Here is a 15829-nt window from a genome sequence, read left to right on the forward strand (position 1 = left end):
GGAAGTCACGTTCCGCGGCATCGTTAGTTCCGTGCCGCCGCCGCAACCCGGGCGCGGTTTACCGCGCCGGCAACGGCAGACAGACGGCGAGCCACGCGGGCGGCGTGGGCGCGAGTTTCAGCGCGACCGGCGCAAAGCGGCCGTCGAGTCGCGCCGCAAGGTGAAACAGTTCCGCGGCGTTCTTCGGGTCCCACTGGCCGGTATAGCCTGGCAGGCCCGCTTCGCGCCGCTTGGCGTCGAACGGTACGTTCGAATGCACGAATTCCTCGTGCGATTTCTGGCCGAGCGCATAGGGCGTGAGCCAGTCGAGCGCACCCGCGAGCGTGGCGCCGTTGGCCGCGCGTTCGGTCAGCCAGTTGCGGTTGTGGCGTCGCGCGGCGAGCGCGGCGGTCACGAGCGGCTGCAGATCGTAGGTCACGTAGTGCAGCGCGTCGCGCTCGGTGAAGTCGAGCGTCGAGCCGTCGGGCGCGACGTTGTCGCCGAGATGCTCCACGAAGAGCCGTTGCGCCGTCGCGATCATCTTGCGGTTGTCGAGCGTGAACGCGATCATCGCGATCAGTTTGACCCGATGGCTCTGCCAGTTGTTCGCGAAAGTTCCCTTGAGCGGACGCGACTGCGCATCGACCTGCGCGATATAGCCGTTCGCGAAGCTGTTCAGGAACTGCATCGTCGCATTGCGCGTTTTTACGGGCAGTGCGCTCGCGGTCATGTCGTAGGCGAGTATCAGCCCCTCGAAACGCGTTTCGTCGATGGGATTGAAGCTCGGCTTGTACGTGGTAACCCACGCGAGCAGAAAGCGGTCCACGAGCCTCAGAAAGCGTTCGTCGCTCGTTGCGCGCCACGCGAGCGCGGCGTTGCGCATGAGGTCGAGCTCCTTCGCGGCCTCGACACTCTGATCGTAGATGCCTTCGTGCGGCAGCGTGCCCTCGGTGTGCAGGCGCGGCAATGGACGCGGCATGTCGTTCACATGCGTCAGCACGTCGGCCACGAGCGCCTTCACGCCCGGGTCGGAGTTGGTGCGCTCGCTCGATTGCAGCGCGGGTGCCGCGCAGAAGTTCATCGCCGCGTGGGCCGTGCCAGCGAAGGTGCCGGCGAGCGATGCGCAGGCGAGCGCCAGCGCGGCGGCAAGGCGCTGCGGGCGGTTTTGCAACGTGCCGCGCGCGTGCCGGGTCTGCCGGACCGAATTCCGCGTTGCGGTATGCGGTAAGTCCCGCAATGAGTCCCGCAGTGGAACCCGCAGTAGATCCGTTTCCACCTTCCGCGCCATGCGCGACTCCCTGATTCAAGGCTGACAGGTGTGTGATGTTAGCGGTTTGCGGCGGCAAATGTGAGGGGGATGACTGCCGCTGCGCTAACCGGAGGTAACGCAGCGGCGCGGACCAGGCTTATTCGCCTGCCGTTTCATCGGCATATTCGCCGATCGGTACGCACGAGCAGAACAGGTTGCGGTCGCCGTACGCGTTGTCGGCGCGGCCAACCGGCGGCCAGTACTTGCGAGCGACGAGCGACGCGACCGGGTACGCAGCCTGCTCGCGCGAGTAGGCGTGCCTCCAGTCGTCGGCGACCACGACGGCGGCCGTGTGCGGCGCGTGGCGCAACGGGTTGTCCTCCTTGTCCGCTCGGCCATCTTCCACGGCGCGGATTTCCTCACGGATTGCAACCATCGCGTCGATGAAGCGGTCCAGCTCCTCCTTCGACTCCGACTCGGTCGGCTCGACCATCAGCGTGCCCGGCACCGGGAAGCTCATGGTCGGGGCGTGGAAGCCGTAGTCCATCAGGCGCTTGGCCACGTCGTCTACGGTGATGCCGCTTGCATCCTTGATGGGGCGCAGGTCGAGAATGCACTCGTGCGCGACGAGCCCGCCCGGGCCGCTGTAGAGCACCGGGAAGTGCGGCGCGAGCTTGTTTGCGACGTAGTTCGCGTTGAGGATCGCGTTTTCGGTCGCGGCGGTCAGGTTGGCCGCGCCCATCATGGCGATGTACATCCACGAGATCGGCAGGATCGAGGCCGAGCCATAAGGTGCCGCGCTCACCGCGCCGATACCGTGATCGTCGCGCTTGTAGCCCGACGAAAGCTGGTTCGGCAGGAACTGCGCGAGGTGCGCGCCAACCGCGACCGGACCGACACCCGGGCCGCCGCCACCGTGCGGAATGCAGAAGGTCTTGTGCAGGTTCAGGTGCGAGACGTCGCCGCCGAACTGGCCAGGCGCCGCGAGACCGACCATCGCGTTCATGTTCGCGCCGTCCACGTACACCTGGCCACCCGCCGCGTGCACGATCTCGCAGACTTCGCGCACGTTCTCTTCGAACACGCCGTGCGTCGAGGGGTACGTGATCATGATCGCCGCGAGCTTTGCCGCGTGCTGCTCGGCCTTGGCCTTGAGGTCGGCGAGATCGATGTTGCCTTGCGCGTCGCAGGCGACCACGACCACTTGCATGCCGGCCATCTGCGCCGATGCGGGGTTCGTGCCGTGCGCCGAAGCGGGGATCAGGCAGACGTTGCGATGCGCATCGCCGCGCGAGGCGTGGTACGCCTGGATGATGAGCAGGCCAGCATATTCGCCCTGCGAGCCCGCGTTCGGCTGAAGCGAGACGGCCGCGTAGCCCGTTGCGGCCACGAGCATCTGTTCGAGCTGATCGACCATCTCGCGATAGCCAACGGTTTGCTCAGCCGGCGCGAACGGGTGGATGCGGCCGAACTCGGGCCACGTGACCGGCAGCATTTCCGAGGTCGCGTTGAGCTTCATCGTGCACGAGCCGAGCGGGATCATCGAGCGGTCGAGCGCGAGGTCCTTGTCGGAGAGGCTGCGCAGGTAGCGCAGCATTTCCGTTTCCGAATGGTGACGGTTGAACACCGGGTGCGTGAGGTATGCGCTTTCGCGCACCAGCGCGGCCGGGAACGTCAAAGCGGTGTTTTGCGTGAGTTCGGCGTCGAGCTTGTCGAGCGGAGGCGTTTCGCCCGCAAACGCGGCTTGCGCGAACACGGCGAGCAGGTCGGCCAGATCGGCGCGCGAGGTGGTTTCGTCGACGGACACGCCCACGCGCGTCTCGCTGACATGGCGCAGGTTCATGCCGCGCGCGAGCGCCGCGTCCTGCAGCGCCTGGGTGCGCGGGCCGGCTTCGAACGTGAGCGTGTCGAAGAACGCTTCATTGACCAGCGTGTAGCCCAGTTGCTTCGCGCCCGCGGCGAGGATCGCGGCGACGCGGTTCACGCGCTGCGCGATGCGCTTCAAGCCTTGCGGGCCATGGTAGACGGCATACATGCTCGCCATGATCGCGAGCAGCGCTTGCGCCGTGCAGACGTTCGAGGTGGCCTTCTCGCGGCGGATGTGCTGTTCGCGCGTTTGCAGCGCGAGGCGCAGCGCCGGGTTGCCTTGCGCGTCGACGGTCACGCCGACGAGACGCCCCGGCATCTGGCGCTTGAATTCGTCCTTGACCGCGAGATACGCGGCGTGCGGGCCGCCGAAGCCCATCGGCACGCCAAAGCGCTGCGAGTTGCCCACGGCCACGTCCGCGCCCCAGTCGCCCGGCGGCGTGAGCATGGTGAGCGCGAGCAGGTCGGCGGCGGCGATCACCGCGCCGCCGGCTGCGTGCACGGCTTGCGCGAGCGCGCGGTAGTCGCGCACGTCGCCGTTCACGCCCGGATACTGGAGCAGCACGCCGAAGGCGCCTGCATTTACAGCTTCAGCGGCCGGACCGACCTTCACCTCGATGCCGATCGGCTTCGCGCGCGTCTTCACGACTTCGATGGTCTGCGCGAACACGTCGTCGGCGACGAAGAACACGTTCGACTTCGACTTGCCCACGCGCTGCACGAGCGTCATGGCTTCGGCGGCGGCGGTGGCCTCGTCGAGCAGCGACGCGTTCGAGATGGCGAGGCCCGTCAAGTCGGTGATCATTTGCTGGAAGTTCAGCAGGGCTTCGAGTCGGCCCTGCGAGATCTCCGGCTGGTACGGCGTGTACGCGGTGTACCACGCCGGGTTTTCGAGCACGTTGCGCAGGATGACGGCCGGCGTGTGTGTGTCGTAGTAGCCCTGCCCGATATACGAGCGGAACACCTGGTTCTTGTCCGCGAGCGCGCGCAGGGCGGCGAGCGCCTCGGCTTCCGAGCGCGGCTGCGAGAACGGCCCGAGCGGCAGCGTCTCGTTGCGGCGGATCTTCGCCGGAATCACCGCATCGATCAGCGCGGCGCGCGAGGTGAAGCCGAGCGCGTCGAGCATCGCCTGCTGGTCGGCCGTGTCGGGGCCGATGTGGCGGGCGGCGAAAGCGTCGTGCGCTTCGAGCGCAGCAAGCGAGAGCGGGGAGTTCATCAGACGATCCGGGTGTTCGAGCTTCATAGGGATTCCGGGTTTTTACGGCCGGCGCGGGCGGCGTTGTGAGCGCGCCGCCGCGCCGTGGCGGTTAAGGCAAGGTTGCGAGTTAAGCGCCGATAGCCTTTTCGTAGGCGGCGGCGTCGATCAGCGAATCGAGCTTGGCGTCGGCGGCGGGCTTGATCTTGAAGAGCCACGACTCGTACGGCGCGCCGTTCACCTGGTCGGGCGTATCGACGAGCGACGTGTTGGCTTCGATGATCTCGCCTGCGACCGGCGCGTAGATGTCCGAGGCGGCCTTGACCGACTCGATTACGGCAACGGCGTCGCCGGCCGTGACCGCGCGGCCGGCTTCCGGCAGCTCGAGGAAGACGATGTCGCCGAGCGCTTCCTGCGCGTGGTCGGTGATGCCGATGGTCAGCGTGCCGTCGGCTTCGGTGCGGATCCACTCGTGCGATTCGGTGTATTTCAGATCGGCCGGGATGCTCATGGTTGCTCCAGTGCGTGGTTCGGTTTTTGTTGCTCGAAAGGGGGAGGGCGTGCGCGGCGGCAGGATCCTCGCGGATCAGGCGGCGAGCACCTTGCCGTTGCGCACGAACGGCAGTTTTACCACGCTTGCGGGAAGGGCTTTGTCACGGATCTGCACCTGCACGACATCGCCCGGCTGCACGCCCTGCGGCACGCGCGCGAAGGCGATGGATTCCTGCATGCTCGGCGAGAACGTGCCGCTCGTGATCTCGCCCTCGCCATGCGGCGTGAGCACTTTCTGGTGCGCGCGCAGCACGCCGCCGGCCTTGCCGTTTTCCTTCTGCAGGATCAGGCCGACGAAGGCCGAACGCGAGCCGTTCGCTTCCAGCGCCGGACGGCCGACGAAGTCGCGCGGCTCCTTCATGTCGACGGTCCAGGCGAGGCCGGCGTCGAGCGGCGAGACGCCGTCGTCCATGTCCTGGCCGTAGAGGTTCATGCCCGCTTCGAGGCGCAGCGTGTCACGGGCGCCCAGGCCGCAGGGTTTCACGCCCTGGCGCTGCAGGGCGTCCCAGAACTCGCACACGGCCACTGCGGGCAACACGATTTCGAAGCCGTCTTCGCCGGTGTAGCCCGTACGCGCGATCATCAGCTCGCCGAACGGCGTGGCTTCGATCTTCGCGGCGTTGAAGGGTTTGAGAACTTCGGTGTCGCTGCGCGACGAGGGCGCGACCTGCCAGACCTTTTCGCGCGCGTTCGGGCCTTGCACGGCGACGATCGCGAGATCGCGGCGCGGCGTGATGGTGAGGCCGAAGCCGCCTTCGGCGTTGAGCTTCTCGAACCAGGCGATGTCTTTTTCGGCCGTGCCGGCGTTGACGACGGTGCGGAACTGGTCGTCGGCGAAGAAGTAGACGATCAGGTCGTCGATCACGCCGCCTTCGGGGTTCAGCATGCAGGAATACAGCGCCTTACCCGGCGTAGTGAGCTTGGCGACGTTGTTGGCGAGCGCGCGGGAGAAGAACTCGCGCGCCTTCGGGCCCGAAAAGTCGACTACGCACATGTGCGAGACGTCGAACATGCCGGCGTCGGTGCGCACGGCGCGATGCTCGTCGATCTGCGAGCCGTAGTTGACGGGCATGTCCCAGCCGCCGAAGTCGACCATGCGGGCGTTCAGCGCGCGGTGCGTGTCGTTCAGCGGGGTGCGTTTGAGTTCGGTCATGGGGCCTCAGGCGGTCGCGAAAGTTCGCGCGAAAACGAAAAAGGCCATGCAGGAAGCGCCGCAGGCACGATGCCCGTGGTCGATTCTTGCATGGCCCCTCTGTCCTCGGTACCTGAGAGATTGCGCCTTTGATGCTGGCGCGCGCCCCTTCGGTGGGCAGCCTGAACGCGTGGGGGATTTTTCCGCCGCCGCCCGCTCTACTGCCGCTCTCCAGAGTTGCGGACTGATCAACTGCTTCGCGTTACCTCGCGCAAAAAGCGCAACTGCAGCGAATCAGCGGTCCGGCGCGCACGGTCCTTTTGCCTGAGAGTTTGTGGGTTGCCCCTTCGGCGGCGCCGGTTGCACTAGCGAAAGCAAACTAGAGCAAACGGCGCGCTCTCCCGGCGCGCGCAGCGATTGTGCGCGACGCCTCGGGGCTATGTCAATGCGGAAAAATTCTGTGTGCGGCGCGGGCAAAGGGCCGTGGGGCGTGCTGGTATTGGCTGGCGCGCAGCGGCAGCACGGATTATGCGGCGCCGATAAAAAACGGGGGCGGTTCGGGTGTGAGCGCGGAAGAGGCACGAACCGCGAGCGCGGTCCGTGCGTGTGAGGCAAATGTGCGTAGCGCTTACTCGCCGATGGCGTGGGCGGCCGTGTCGAGTTCCTGGTTCAGCACGCGCTGCTCCTCGGGCGAAATGCCGCCGCCATGCTGCGCAGCCATGTCGTGGGCTTCACCGCGGATCGTGTCGAGACGGTGATGGAGCGCGTTGCCCTGAGGCGGCGGGTAGTAGCCCTGATTCACGCGCATGTCGATGCGGTGGCCCAGGTTGTCGATCCGGCCATCGACCTGATGCAGGCGGTCGACGGCGACTTCGTGCGGGTTCGGGCCGGGCGGCGGAGCGGGCCGCTGCGCCGGCTGGTTGACCACGCACGCGGCAAGGGTCGAGACGAGCGCGCCAGCGGCGATAAAACGCAGCGCGTGGGTGTAGCGGGTCATTCAGACTCTCCTTTGTCTTGTCGTTGCTGCTTTTTTGTCCAGCATGTCTACAAACGTCTTCCTATTGCCGCGTGATGACCCGACAGCGGCAAGCAGATGTAACCGTTTGTATGGACCTTTCAGCGGCGTCGGCGCAATGCAAGGTCGACGCCGCTCCGAAAGCGCAAGCCAGGGCGATCAGGACCGGCGCACGAACGCCAGCGTGCGGCCTTCCTTCGCGCTTTGCATGGCGAGCTCGACGAGTGTCATGACGTCGATGGCGTCCTGCGGACTCACCGGGAACGGCTTGTCCTCGCGGATCGCCGCGGCAAGCGCGCGGTACAGATCGGCGTAATTGCCGGCTGCGTTGGGAACTTCGATATCGGCTTCCTGGCCGTTGTCGCGCAGTACGTGCAGGCGGCCGGCCTCGTTGCCCGCGCCGAAACCGGGCTGGCCCGGGCGCAGGCCGTCCTTGAGCTGATCTTCCTGGGTGTCGAGCCCGTTCTTCAAATAGCTGCCACGCGTGCCATGAATCGCGAATCGCGGCGCGTAGGCGGCGAGTGCGCTGGCGTGCAGCACGGCGTCGTGGGTCGGGTAGCGCAGCACGAGGTGCGCATAGTCCGGCGCACTCGCGTTTTCGCGGCGCGTGTGGACGAACGCGGTGATCGACTCGGGCGCGCCGAAGAGCGCGAGCGTCTGGTCGATCAAATGCGGGCCGAGATCGTAGAGCAGGCCGCCGCCGCGCGTGGCGTCTTCGCGCCAGCGCGGCTTCACTTGCGGGCGGAAGCGGTCGAAATGCGATTCGTAGTGCGTGACGCGCCCGAGTTCGCCGCCTGCGATCAGCTCGCGCACGGTGAGGAAATCGCCGTCCCAGCGGCGGTTGTGAAACGGTGCGAACACGAGGCCACGCTGCTTCGCGATGGACGCGAGCGTGCGCGCTTCCTCGGAAGTGAGCGTGACCGGCTTGTCGACCAGCACGTGCTTGCCGCGCTCGAGCGTGCGGCGCGCGAGGTCGTAGTGCGTGTCGTTGGGCGTGGCGATCACGACGCATTCGATGGCGTCGATCGAGAGCAGCGCGTCGAGGTCGGGCACGATCGCGGCGTCGGGATAGTCGGCCTGGGCGCGCTCGCCCTGGCTCGTTGCGATGGCCGCGAGCTGCGCGGCGCCGCTATGCGCGATCACGGGGGCGTGGAAGGTCTGGCCGGCGAAGCCGTAGCCCATCAGGCCGATTTGCAGCGGTGCAGTCATTTAGCGCTTCCTTTTTCCAGCGAGTGCGGGTGGCGGGAGCCCGTCATTGTGGCACGGCGCGTAGAACGTGCGAATCGAGCCGAGGGACGGATGAGCGACCAAGAAAGGGAACTGGCGACACAACATCGGGGGCGGCATCGGCGGATCGCTGCGCCGTGTTAGCATCGCACCTCCCGCGTGAGAGGCCGCTGCGACGTGCGCACGCCTCGCGCCGTGCGGTGCGCCGCGCTTCGGCGGTGATTGCCCGAAGCCGCGGCGTCACGAATTCCCGCATCCCAGCCGTACCACCCGTTTTTCCAATCCAGCAACGATGTCCGCAGGCCTCAATTCCGCCCAGAACGAAGCGGTGCGCTACCTCGACGGTCCCTGTCTCGTGCTCGCCGGCGCGGGCAGCGGCAAGACGCGTGTGATCACGCAGAAGATCGCGCACCTCATCGAAGCGAAAGGCTTCGAGCCGCGCCATATCGCCGCCGTCACCTTCACAAACAAGGCCGCCGCCGAAATGCGCGAGCGCGTGGGCAAGCTGCTCGAAGGCAAGACGCTCACCACGCCCGGCAAGGAAGGCCGCAAGGTGCCGGCCAACCAGCTGACGGTCTGCACGTTCCACTCGCTGGGCGTGCAGATCCTGCGCCAGGAAGCCGAGCATCTGGGCCTCAAGCCCCAGTTCTCGATCATGGACTCCGACGACTGCTTCGCCATGATCCAGGAGCAGGTGGGCTCGACGGACAAAGGCTTCATCCGCAAGATCCAGTCGATCGTCTCGCTCTGGAAGAACGGTCTCGTGATGCCCGAACAGGCGCTGGCCACGGCCTCGAACGAGGACGAGCACCAGGCCGCCATCGTGTATCGCAACTACATGGCGACGTTGCATGCCTATCAGGCTGTGGACTTCGACGACCTGATCCGCCTGCCTGCCGAGCTGTTCGCGAAGAACGAGCAGGTGCGCGACCGGTGGCAGAACAAGCTGCGCTATTTGCTCGTCGACGAGTACCAGGACACCAACGCCTGCCAGTACGAGCTGCTGAAACTGCTGGCGGGCCCGCGCGCGGCGTTTACGGCCGTGGGCGACGACGATCAGGCGATCTACGGCTGGCGCGGCGCCACGCTAGAGAACCTCGCGCAGCTCGGCAAGGACTTTCCGAAGCTGCACGTCATCAAGCTCGAGCAGAACTATCGCTCGACGGTGCGCATTCTCACGGCGGCGAACAACGTCATTGCGAACAACCCTAAGCTCTTCGAGAAGAAGCTTTGGTCCGAGCACGGCATGGGCGACACCATCACCGTGACGCCTTGCAACGACGAAGAGCATGAGGCCGAATCGGTCGTGTTCCGGCTTTCGGCGCACAAGTTCGAGCGGCGCGCGCAGTTTCGCGACTACGCCATTCTTTATCGCGGCAACTTTCAGGCGCGCATCTTCGAACAGGTGCTGCGCCGCGAGCGCATTCCCTACGTGCTCTCGGGCGGCCAGTCGTTCTTCGACAAAGCCGAGATCAAGGACATCTGCGCCTACTTGCGCCTGATCGCCAATCACGACGACGATCCCGCGTTCATCCGCGCGATCACCACGCCGCGCCGTGGCGTGGGCAACACGACGCTCGAAGCACTCGGTTCGTTCGCGGGGCAGGCGAAGGTGTCGCTGTTCGAGGCCGTGTACATGGGCGGCATCGAGGCGCGGCTGTCGGCGCGCCAGGTCGAACCGATGCGCGTGTTCTGCGACTTCATGCAGCGCCTCGCCGAGCGCGCGCAGAAGGATCCGGCGACGGTTGTGCTCGACGAGCTCATGGATGCGATCCACTACGAGGCGTATCTGTACGACGCCTTCGACGAGCGCCAGGCGCAGTCGAAGTGGCAGAACGTGCTCGAATTCATGGAGTGGCTCAAGCGCAAGGGTACGAAGCCCGAGCAAGACATTGGCGAAGACAGCGAGGCGACCGGCTATGACAACGCCGACGGTCTCGCCGACACCGGCAAGAACCTCATGGGCCTGATCCAGACCGTCGCGTTGATGTCGATGCTCGAAGGCAAGGAAGAGGACCCGGACGCCGTGCGTCTTTCGACCGTGCACGCGTCGAAGGGGCTGGAGTATCCGCACGTGTTCCTCGTCGGCGTGGAAGAGGGGATCATGCCCCACCGCGGCGGCTCGGAAGACGACGTAATCGACGAAGGGCGCATCGAGGAAGAGCGCCGCCTCATGTACGTGGCGATCACGCGTGCGCAGCGCAGCCTGCATCTGAACTGGTGCAAGAAGCGCAAGCGGGCGCGCGAGACGGTGGTGTGCGAGGCGTCGCGTTTCATTCCGGAAATGGGCCTTGACGACGCGCCGCCGCCAACCGCCGAAGAAGCGCCGATGACGCCGAAGGACCGGTTGGCGAGTTTGAAGGCGTTGTTGCAGAAGGGGTGAACGCCGCTGCCCTCTGATCGAAAGCACGAAGGGCCGCATCGATGATCGATGCGGCCCTTCGTGTTTCTGCGCGATGCGCGTGTGAGTCGCTTACTTCGCCGCGCTAACCATGTAATCGACGGCGGCCTTCACGTCGGCGTCTGGCGCCGTCGAGCCACCCTTGGGAGGCATCTGGCCCTTGCCGTGCAGCGCGTAGTTGTAGACGGTGTCCATCGGCTCCTTGAGACGCGGCGCCCAGTCGGCCTTGTTGCCGAACTTCGGCGCGCCCAGCACGCCCGCGGCGTGACACGCCTGGCAGACCTGCTGATAGAGCGCCTTGCCCGCCTGCGAGGCGTCGGCGCTTTGCGTGTCGCCGCCTGCCGCGGGAGCGGACGACGCCTGCGGGATGGCCGCGATCGCCGCCGCGGCAGCCTGCGCCTGGGCGGCGTTCGCATCGGCGCCCGCTGCGCCCGAGGCCGCTGCAGCGGCAGCCGCGCCCGATGCTGCGTTGGCTGCATTAGCCGCGCCCGGTGCGGGCTTGGGCGGGTCCTGGAAGTTCGCGCCGGCGTGGTTCGCCATATAGGCGACGGCGAGGCCAATTTCGTAGTCGCTGTAGTCGTCGGGGCTCGTGCCACCGCGCGGGGGCATCGCGCCCTTGCCCGAAAGCGCCGTTTTCCACAGCGTGTCGAAGCCCTGCGCGATGCGTGGTGCCCAGTCGCCTGAATTGCCGAACTTCGGTGCGCCGGCGGCTCCAGAGGCGTGACACGCGGCGCAGACAGCCTGGAAGACCTGCTCGCCTGTCTTATAGACGCGCGGCGCGTTGGCGTCGCGCACGTTGACTTGCGCGACCGGCGCAATGCGTGCGGCGACCTGCTGGGTGGAGAGCTCGTCGGTGCCCGCGCCGGTGCGCGTCGTGTTGTCGACGTAATAGGCGAGCAGAATGATGATGACGATGGGGACGGCAAACCCGGCGATGACAGCGGCGATCAGCTGGCCGGGCGTTTTGATCGGGGCTCCGTGGGGTGCTTCGCTCATGCTTGTCTCGACTCCCGTTGGTTTTATGGTGAGCGGTACAGCAGGACGGCAATGGCCATGCGGCAGATCAAACACCGACGATTATAGACGGAAGGTTTTCCGGCTGGTGGGCGTGTGCGGACGTAGTTCAGCGGGCGTTTACCCGGAGCGGGAGGGCTGGCGGTGGCGTGTGGCGCGCCGTGATGCAATATGACCCCGAATAACCGGCGGGAAGGCCGCGCGGTGGACGGTTTAACCGAAACCGGTTATTCTCTCGGTCTCTCTTCGGTGCTGCTTTCCCCGAGTTCTTCGGTCAGACGGCAGTGTCAGCAAGTCAATGCGCCCGTAGCTCAATGGATAGAGTACTGCCCTCCGAAGGCAGGGGTTGCTGGTTCGATCCCAGCCGGGCGCGCCAAGAATCTATTGTTTTCCCCCCGTCGCTTCCTTTTTCAGATTTGCCACTATCCGATCCGTTGGGGAAACCGGCTTTCGCATTCGTGCGGCGTCAAACGGTGAATTGCCGGTGAACTCCGTGCCAGCTTGGAGGATTGCGGCACAAGGGCATGGCTTAGACTGCCCCGCAGTCCAATTGCATCCAGAACAGCGCCAGCTTGCCCATGTCTGATATCCACTCCCCGAGCGGGGACGCCGCCGCGGACGAAGCTGTCCCCCAGGACTCGCCCGCGGCGACGAGCGCGCGTGCAATGAATAATCGCGTCTTCCAGATCTTTTACTCTCCGGAAACTCAGGCGGGTCTCGATTCCGGCTTCCTCCCGCTCGACAACACGGGGCAGCGGCCAGACTGGTACGAATACTGGCCGATCAGAAGCTTTCTGATGCGCGAATCGCTCGACGAGAACACGCGTTACGGCTTTCTTTCACCTAAATTCGCCGGCAAGACGGGTTTGGATTCTGCGCAGGTCATGCAGTTTCTCGCGGAAACGCACGATGACGTCGATGTCGTAACGTTTTCGCCGTTTTTCGATCACTCCGCGCTTTTTCTCAACGTTTTCGAGCAGATGAAGTTTCTGCATGCCGGTAGCGACGAAATCATCAAGCAGGCGCTCGAACTGGTTGCGCCGGGCATAGTGGTCGATAGCATCGTCATGAGCACCGCTAGCACGATTTTCTGCAATTACCTCGTCGCGAAGCCAGCGTTCTGGCGCCGCTGGCTGGAAAAATGCGAGCTTCTGTTCAATCTCGCCGAAGACGAAGCCAGCGAGTTCGGCAGGCTGCTAAGCGGCGATGTCAAATACGACCACAAGGCCGCGCCGGCGAAGGTCTTTCTCGTTGAGCGAATCGCCTCACTGATCCTTGGTACTGAGCCGCGATGGAAAGTGCGTAGCTTCAACGGGATGAAACTGCCGTTTTCATACAACTCGCCGCTGATGGGCAATGCCCTGGATCTCGTCGCAATGGACGCGCTCAAACGCGCGGCCACGGAAACGGGGCATCCGGAATTCCTCACGGCCTTTTTCCTGATGCGAGCCAGTCTGCTCGATCGTCTTGCTACCCAGCGCGCTGCGCAGGCCTAGTACCAATACGCTATTCAAACCAGTCGCCCCTACGAGAGGTTCGCGGTGCAACCCGTTCAAGACATCCAGCAAACACCGATTAACGACATTCACAATGCCGATGTCCTTCATTTAATGCGAAAGGACGCCGCCTGCGTGGTGGAAGTCGGATCCAGCAGCGGTGCGCTGGCGCGCGCTTATCGCGAGCTCAATTCCGATTGCCGGTACGTCGGGATCGAAATTGTCGAGGAATACGCGCAGGCGTCCAGGCGCTATTGCACGGACGTGATCTGCGGCAACGTCGAGAAGCTTGACGACGAGGCCTTCAGCGACCTTTCCTCGGCCCAGAGCTGGGTATTCGCCGACGCGCTCGAGCACCTGTACGATCCGTGGAAGCTTCTGAAGAAGATCAGGCAGGAGGCGAGCGGTCCTGTGGAGGTGATCGCCTGTGTGCCGAACGCACAAAATTGGAGTCTGCAGACCTGCTTGAACACGGGCCGGTTCATCTATCAGGACTCGGGGCTGCTGGACCGTACGCATATTCGCTGGTTCACGAGGCTCACGCTGATCGATCTGTTCCACTCGAGTGGATTCCAGATCGTCGATATGCGCGCCCGCATCTTCCATCAGCCTGATCCTCAGGTACTTGCCGCCATAGGACAGATGGCTCAAGCGTCTGGCGTCGATCCGGAGCAGGCGAAGCAGGACGCGATTGCGTTTCAGTACGTGGTCAAGGCGGTTGCCGAACCGGTAGTCGATCAAACGCCGCTGGCCCCGCGAGCTAAGGTCAAGCGTCGGAAGGCGGCGTAAATCGCCCGGCGAAATCAGTGAAGCCGATGCGCTGAACTTCGGCTTCCAGTTGGGGGTACCACGACTCCAGCGAAGCGTCGAAGCAATCGTTGCGATCGTATTCAGTCCACCAGCTATCGGGCCTGACGAATGCCTGGCCTGCATCTGCCGCGCCCGATCGCTGCTTGAATTTGCGGAAAAATTCAAGGCTCTGGCAGGCGTAATGATTGATCCTGAAGTACTGGTGGGTGGGATCGTAAGGGGCCGCCCCCGTGGTTACCTGCCGCATGTTTTCATCGACGGTTCCATACGGCGTGTTGAAAATGTGGGCGTTGGGACCGACCGACGTATTTTGCCTTCCCCTAACGATGCTTTTGACGTGCCTGTTGGCCGGTGCGTCGAGGGCGAACCGGTGTCGGTAGTTCTTCACAATCAGGCCCGCGGGTTCGTCCACGTGGCCTGAACTTCCAAAGCACGACCAATACGCGCCGATTGCGGAAATCTTCTCGTAGTTGAACCGGTCGAGCGCTGCGCCAATCGTGCGGTCTGCGACCGGAAACAAAAACTCGTCCCCATCGATAAACGCAAGCCAGTCGCACTCGTGCCCGAAATTTTCATAGGCATGTTGATAAGCGCTTAGCTGGACGCGATTTTGATCCGTGGTAAGCGTAAACGACTTGATGTCGTAAAGCTGGCCCAATCTCTGCAATACCTGCGCCGTATCGTCGGTGCAGTTGTGGGCGTAAAAATAGAATCTGTTGAAACCGGCCAGATGGTGAAACGCAATCCATTCCGGAATCCAGGGAGCCCGGTTCTTTTGTATTGTGACAATTCCAGTGCGCATGATAGATCGCGTTATTCGGCCGTAAGGTTACTACTTCGCATTGCCTTCAACGACGAATCGTGTGGCGACGCGTGCCGCTTACTTAGGTGGTAATTTGTAAGGCTTCCGACACGTAAGTGACCCGGAGCCGACGTTCCTGCGCGCCCGGCTTGGGCGGCCGCTGCAAATATATCGGAAATCCCACGACCGAACACGCCTTCGAAAGCCTGTCGCATCGACCTGGCGTCGTATGGCGCTTGCATCCGGGCATCGCCGCCGAACTGCCGCGATTCATGCTGTTTCTCTTCTGAAAGCATCGATTTTCTCTTGTGAAACGTTTGCGCCTTTCTTGCGCAAACCGTCGGCAGTGCTTATTTCATCGGCCTCCTTACAAATATTCTGAAGTTCTTACCAAATTTTTCTTCCAAACCCTTAACTCGCTCTGGCCGGTGCCGTTATGCACGGAGGCTGCACTCTAGCGCTGAGAGCTCGGGCAGTGGCCAATGTTTACAAAGAGCCGACACTTTTTGGTTTGGGTGATTGTCGGCGGCAAAGGCTGCAGTTGGGCCACACGCGAACCTCACTGGATGCAATCGGAAGGAAAATAAAACATGACTTCGATCATCTCGTCGCTAACACCGACCCAGGTCGGGCAGCTGTCAACACAGCAATTTGCGACGTTCACCACGGCCGATGTCGCAGCACTGACAACAGCGGACATGAGCAGCCTCACTTCGGGCCAGCTGAACGCGATCAGTGCATCGGCGATCGTTTCGCTTAGCAGCGCGGCGATCAACCAGCTTCACTCAGAGCAGCTTGCGGGGCTGTCCACTTCGGCCCTCCAGGCGCTGAAGACAGGTCAGATCGCAGCGATCAGCGCAAGCGCAATCGTCGGTCTGGGCACCAACGCGATCGGCACGCTGCAAACGTTCCAGATCGCCAGCTTGAGCACGGCTCAGCTGTCGAATCTCACCTCGGCTCAGGTCGACGCGCTGAATAGCGCTGACATCAAGGCGCTGAGCACAAACCAGGTCGTGAATGGCCTGGGTACGGCGGGTATCGCGGCACTGACGTCCAGCCAGGTTGCGCAGCTCGGCACGGCGGACCTGAAC

11 protein-coding genes, 1 tRNA gene, 1 pseudogene and 2 riboswitches are annotated in these 15829 nt (G+C 64.1%); of the genes and pseudogenes, 5 read left to right on the top strand and 8 right to left on the bottom strand.

Annotation, left to right across the window (positions count from 1 at the left end; all coding sequences use genetic code 11):
• Nucleotides 1-58 precede the first annotated feature (58 nt).
• The 6 genes from JMY28_RS24330 to JMY28_RS24355 form a co-directional block, all read right to left on the bottom strand.
• Nucleotides 59-1060: an alginate lyase family protein gene (locus JMY28_RS24330; protein ID WP_201698464.1), complete on the bottom strand. Its 1002-nt coding sequence runs from the start codon at nt 1058-1060 to the stop codon at nt 59-61.
• Between the two features lie 325 nt (nt 1061-1385).
• Nucleotides 1386-4337, bottom strand: coding sequence for an aminomethyl-transferring glycine dehydrogenase (gene gcvP / locus JMY28_RS24335; RefSeq protein WP_201698443.1), 2952 nt, complete (start codon nt 4335-4337; stop codon nt 1386-1388).
• Nucleotides 4338-4419: 82 nt separating this feature from the next.
• Nucleotides 4420-4800: a glycine cleavage system protein GcvH gene (gcvH, locus tag JMY28_RS24340; protein ID WP_028203325.1), complete on the bottom strand. Its 381-nt coding sequence runs from the start codon at nt 4798-4800 to the stop codon at nt 4420-4422.
• A 75-nt stretch (nt 4801-4875) separates the two neighbouring features.
• Nucleotides 4876-5994 (bottom strand): glycine cleavage system aminomethyltransferase GcvT, encoded by a 1119-nt coding sequence (gene gcvT, locus JMY28_RS24345; RefSeq protein WP_201698444.1) that lies wholly within the window; start codon nt 5992-5994, stop codon nt 4876-4878.
• A gap of 89 nt (nt 5995-6083) precedes the next feature.
• Nucleotides 6084-6218, bottom strand: a riboswitch (glycine riboswitch).
• A 58-nt stretch (nt 6219-6276) separates the two neighbouring features.
• Nucleotides 6277-6387, bottom strand: a riboswitch (glycine riboswitch).
• A gap of 214 nt (nt 6388-6601) precedes the next feature.
• Nucleotides 6602-6970, bottom strand: a complete 369-nt coding sequence (locus tag JMY28_RS24350) for a hypothetical protein (protein WP_201698445.1) — start codon at nt 6968-6970, stop codon at nt 6602-6604.
• 177 nt (nt 6971-7147) lie between these two features.
• On the bottom strand, nt 7148-8197 hold the full coding sequence (locus JMY28_RS24355) for an oxidoreductase (protein WP_201698446.1): 1050 nt from the start codon (nt 8195-8197) through the stop codon (nt 7148-7150).
• 310 nt (nt 8198-8507) lie between these two features.
• On the opposite strand from JMY28_RS24355, the gene JMY28_RS24360 reads away from it, so the two are divergent.
• Nucleotides 8508-10598 (top strand): UvrD-helicase domain-containing protein, encoded by a 2091-nt coding sequence (locus JMY28_RS24360; protein WP_201698447.1) that lies wholly within the window; start codon nt 8508-8510, stop codon nt 10596-10598.
• Nucleotides 10599-10688: 90 nt separating this feature from the next.
• Here JMY28_RS24360 and JMY28_RS24365 read toward each other — a convergent pair whose 3' ends face one another.
• Nucleotides 10689-11612: a c-type cytochrome gene (locus JMY28_RS24365; protein ID WP_201698448.1), complete on the bottom strand. Its 924-nt coding sequence runs from the start codon at nt 11610-11612 to the stop codon at nt 10689-10691.
• A 318-nt stretch (nt 11613-11930) separates the two neighbouring features.
• Between JMY28_RS24365 and JMY28_RS24370 the strand changes: the two genes are divergently transcribed.
• From JMY28_RS24370 to JMY28_RS24380, 3 genes are all read left to right on the top strand, one after another.
• A tRNA-Arg gene (locus tag JMY28_RS24370) sits at nt 11931-12006 on the top strand.
• 289 nt (nt 12007-12295) lie between these two features.
• Complete coding sequence (locus tag JMY28_RS24375) at nt 12296-13126, top strand: hypothetical protein (protein ID WP_201698449.1); 831 nt, start codon at nt 12296-12298, stop codon at nt 13124-13126.
• A 45-nt stretch (nt 13127-13171) separates the two neighbouring features.
• A complete protein-coding gene (locus JMY28_RS24380) occupies nt 13172-13915 on the top strand; it encodes a class I SAM-dependent methyltransferase (protein ID WP_236597008.1) in 744 nt (247 codons plus the stop codon).
• Here JMY28_RS24380 and JMY28_RS24385 read toward each other — a convergent pair.
• The gene (locus tag JMY28_RS24385) at nt 13893-14738 is read right to left on the bottom strand and encodes a glycosyltransferase family 2 protein (RefSeq protein WP_201698450.1); all 846 of its coding nucleotides are present in this window, start codon (nt 14736-14738) and stop codon (nt 13893-13895) included. The genes JMY28_RS24380 and JMY28_RS24385 overlap by 23 nt on opposite strands.
• Nucleotides 14739-15328: 590 nt before the next feature.
• On the opposite strand from JMY28_RS24385, the pseudogene JMY28_RS24390 reads away from it, so the two are divergent.
• A pseudogene (locus JMY28_RS24390) lies at nt 15329-15829 on the top strand (heme utilization protein); the annotation flags it as partial.

Origin of the sequence: Paraburkholderia hiiakae (assembly GCF_904848665.1) — a bacterium.
Lineage (GTDB): Bacteria > Pseudomonadota > Gammaproteobacteria > Burkholderiales > Burkholderiaceae > Paraburkholderia > Paraburkholderia hiiakae.

What these genes read in the sequence shown, in the direction of transcription:
- JMY28_RS24330 (WP_201698464.1), bottom strand. Translation starts at nt 1,060, where the DNA reads ATGAACTTCTGCGCGGCACCCGCGCTGCAATCGAGCGAGCGCACCAAC.
- gcvP (WP_201698443.1), bottom strand. Translation starts at nt 4,337, where the DNA reads ATGAAGCTCGAACACCCGGATCGTCTGATGAACTCCCCGCTCTCGCTT.
- gcvH (WP_028203325.1), bottom strand. Translation starts at nt 4,800, where the DNA reads ATGAGCATCCCGGCCGATCTGAAATACACCGAATCGCACGAGTGGATC.
- gcvT (WP_201698444.1), bottom strand. Translation starts at nt 5,994, where the DNA reads ATGACCGAACTCAAACGCACCCCGCTGAACGACACGCACCGCGCGCTG.
- JMY28_RS24350 (WP_201698445.1), bottom strand. Translation starts at nt 6,970, where the DNA reads ATGACCCGCTACACCCACGCGCTGCGTTTTATCGCCGCTGGCGCGCTC.
- JMY28_RS24355 (WP_201698446.1), bottom strand. Translation starts at nt 8,197, where the DNA reads ATGACTGCACCGCTGCAAATCGGCCTGATGGGCTACGGCTTCGCCGGC.
- JMY28_RS24360 (WP_201698447.1), top strand. Translation starts at nt 8,508, where the DNA reads ATGTCCGCAGGCCTCAATTCCGCCCAGAACGAAGCGGTGCGCTACCTC.
- JMY28_RS24365 (WP_201698448.1), bottom strand. Translation starts at nt 11,612, where the DNA reads ATGAGCGAAGCACCCCACGGAGCCCCGATCAAAACGCCCGGCCAGCTG.
- JMY28_RS24375 (WP_201698449.1), top strand. Translation starts at nt 12,296, where the DNA reads ATGAATAATCGCGTCTTCCAGATCTTTTACTCTCCGGAAACTCAGGCG.
- JMY28_RS24385 (WP_201698450.1), bottom strand. Translation starts at nt 14,738, where the DNA reads ATGCGCACTGGAATTGTCACAATACAAAAGAACCGGGCTCCCTGGATT.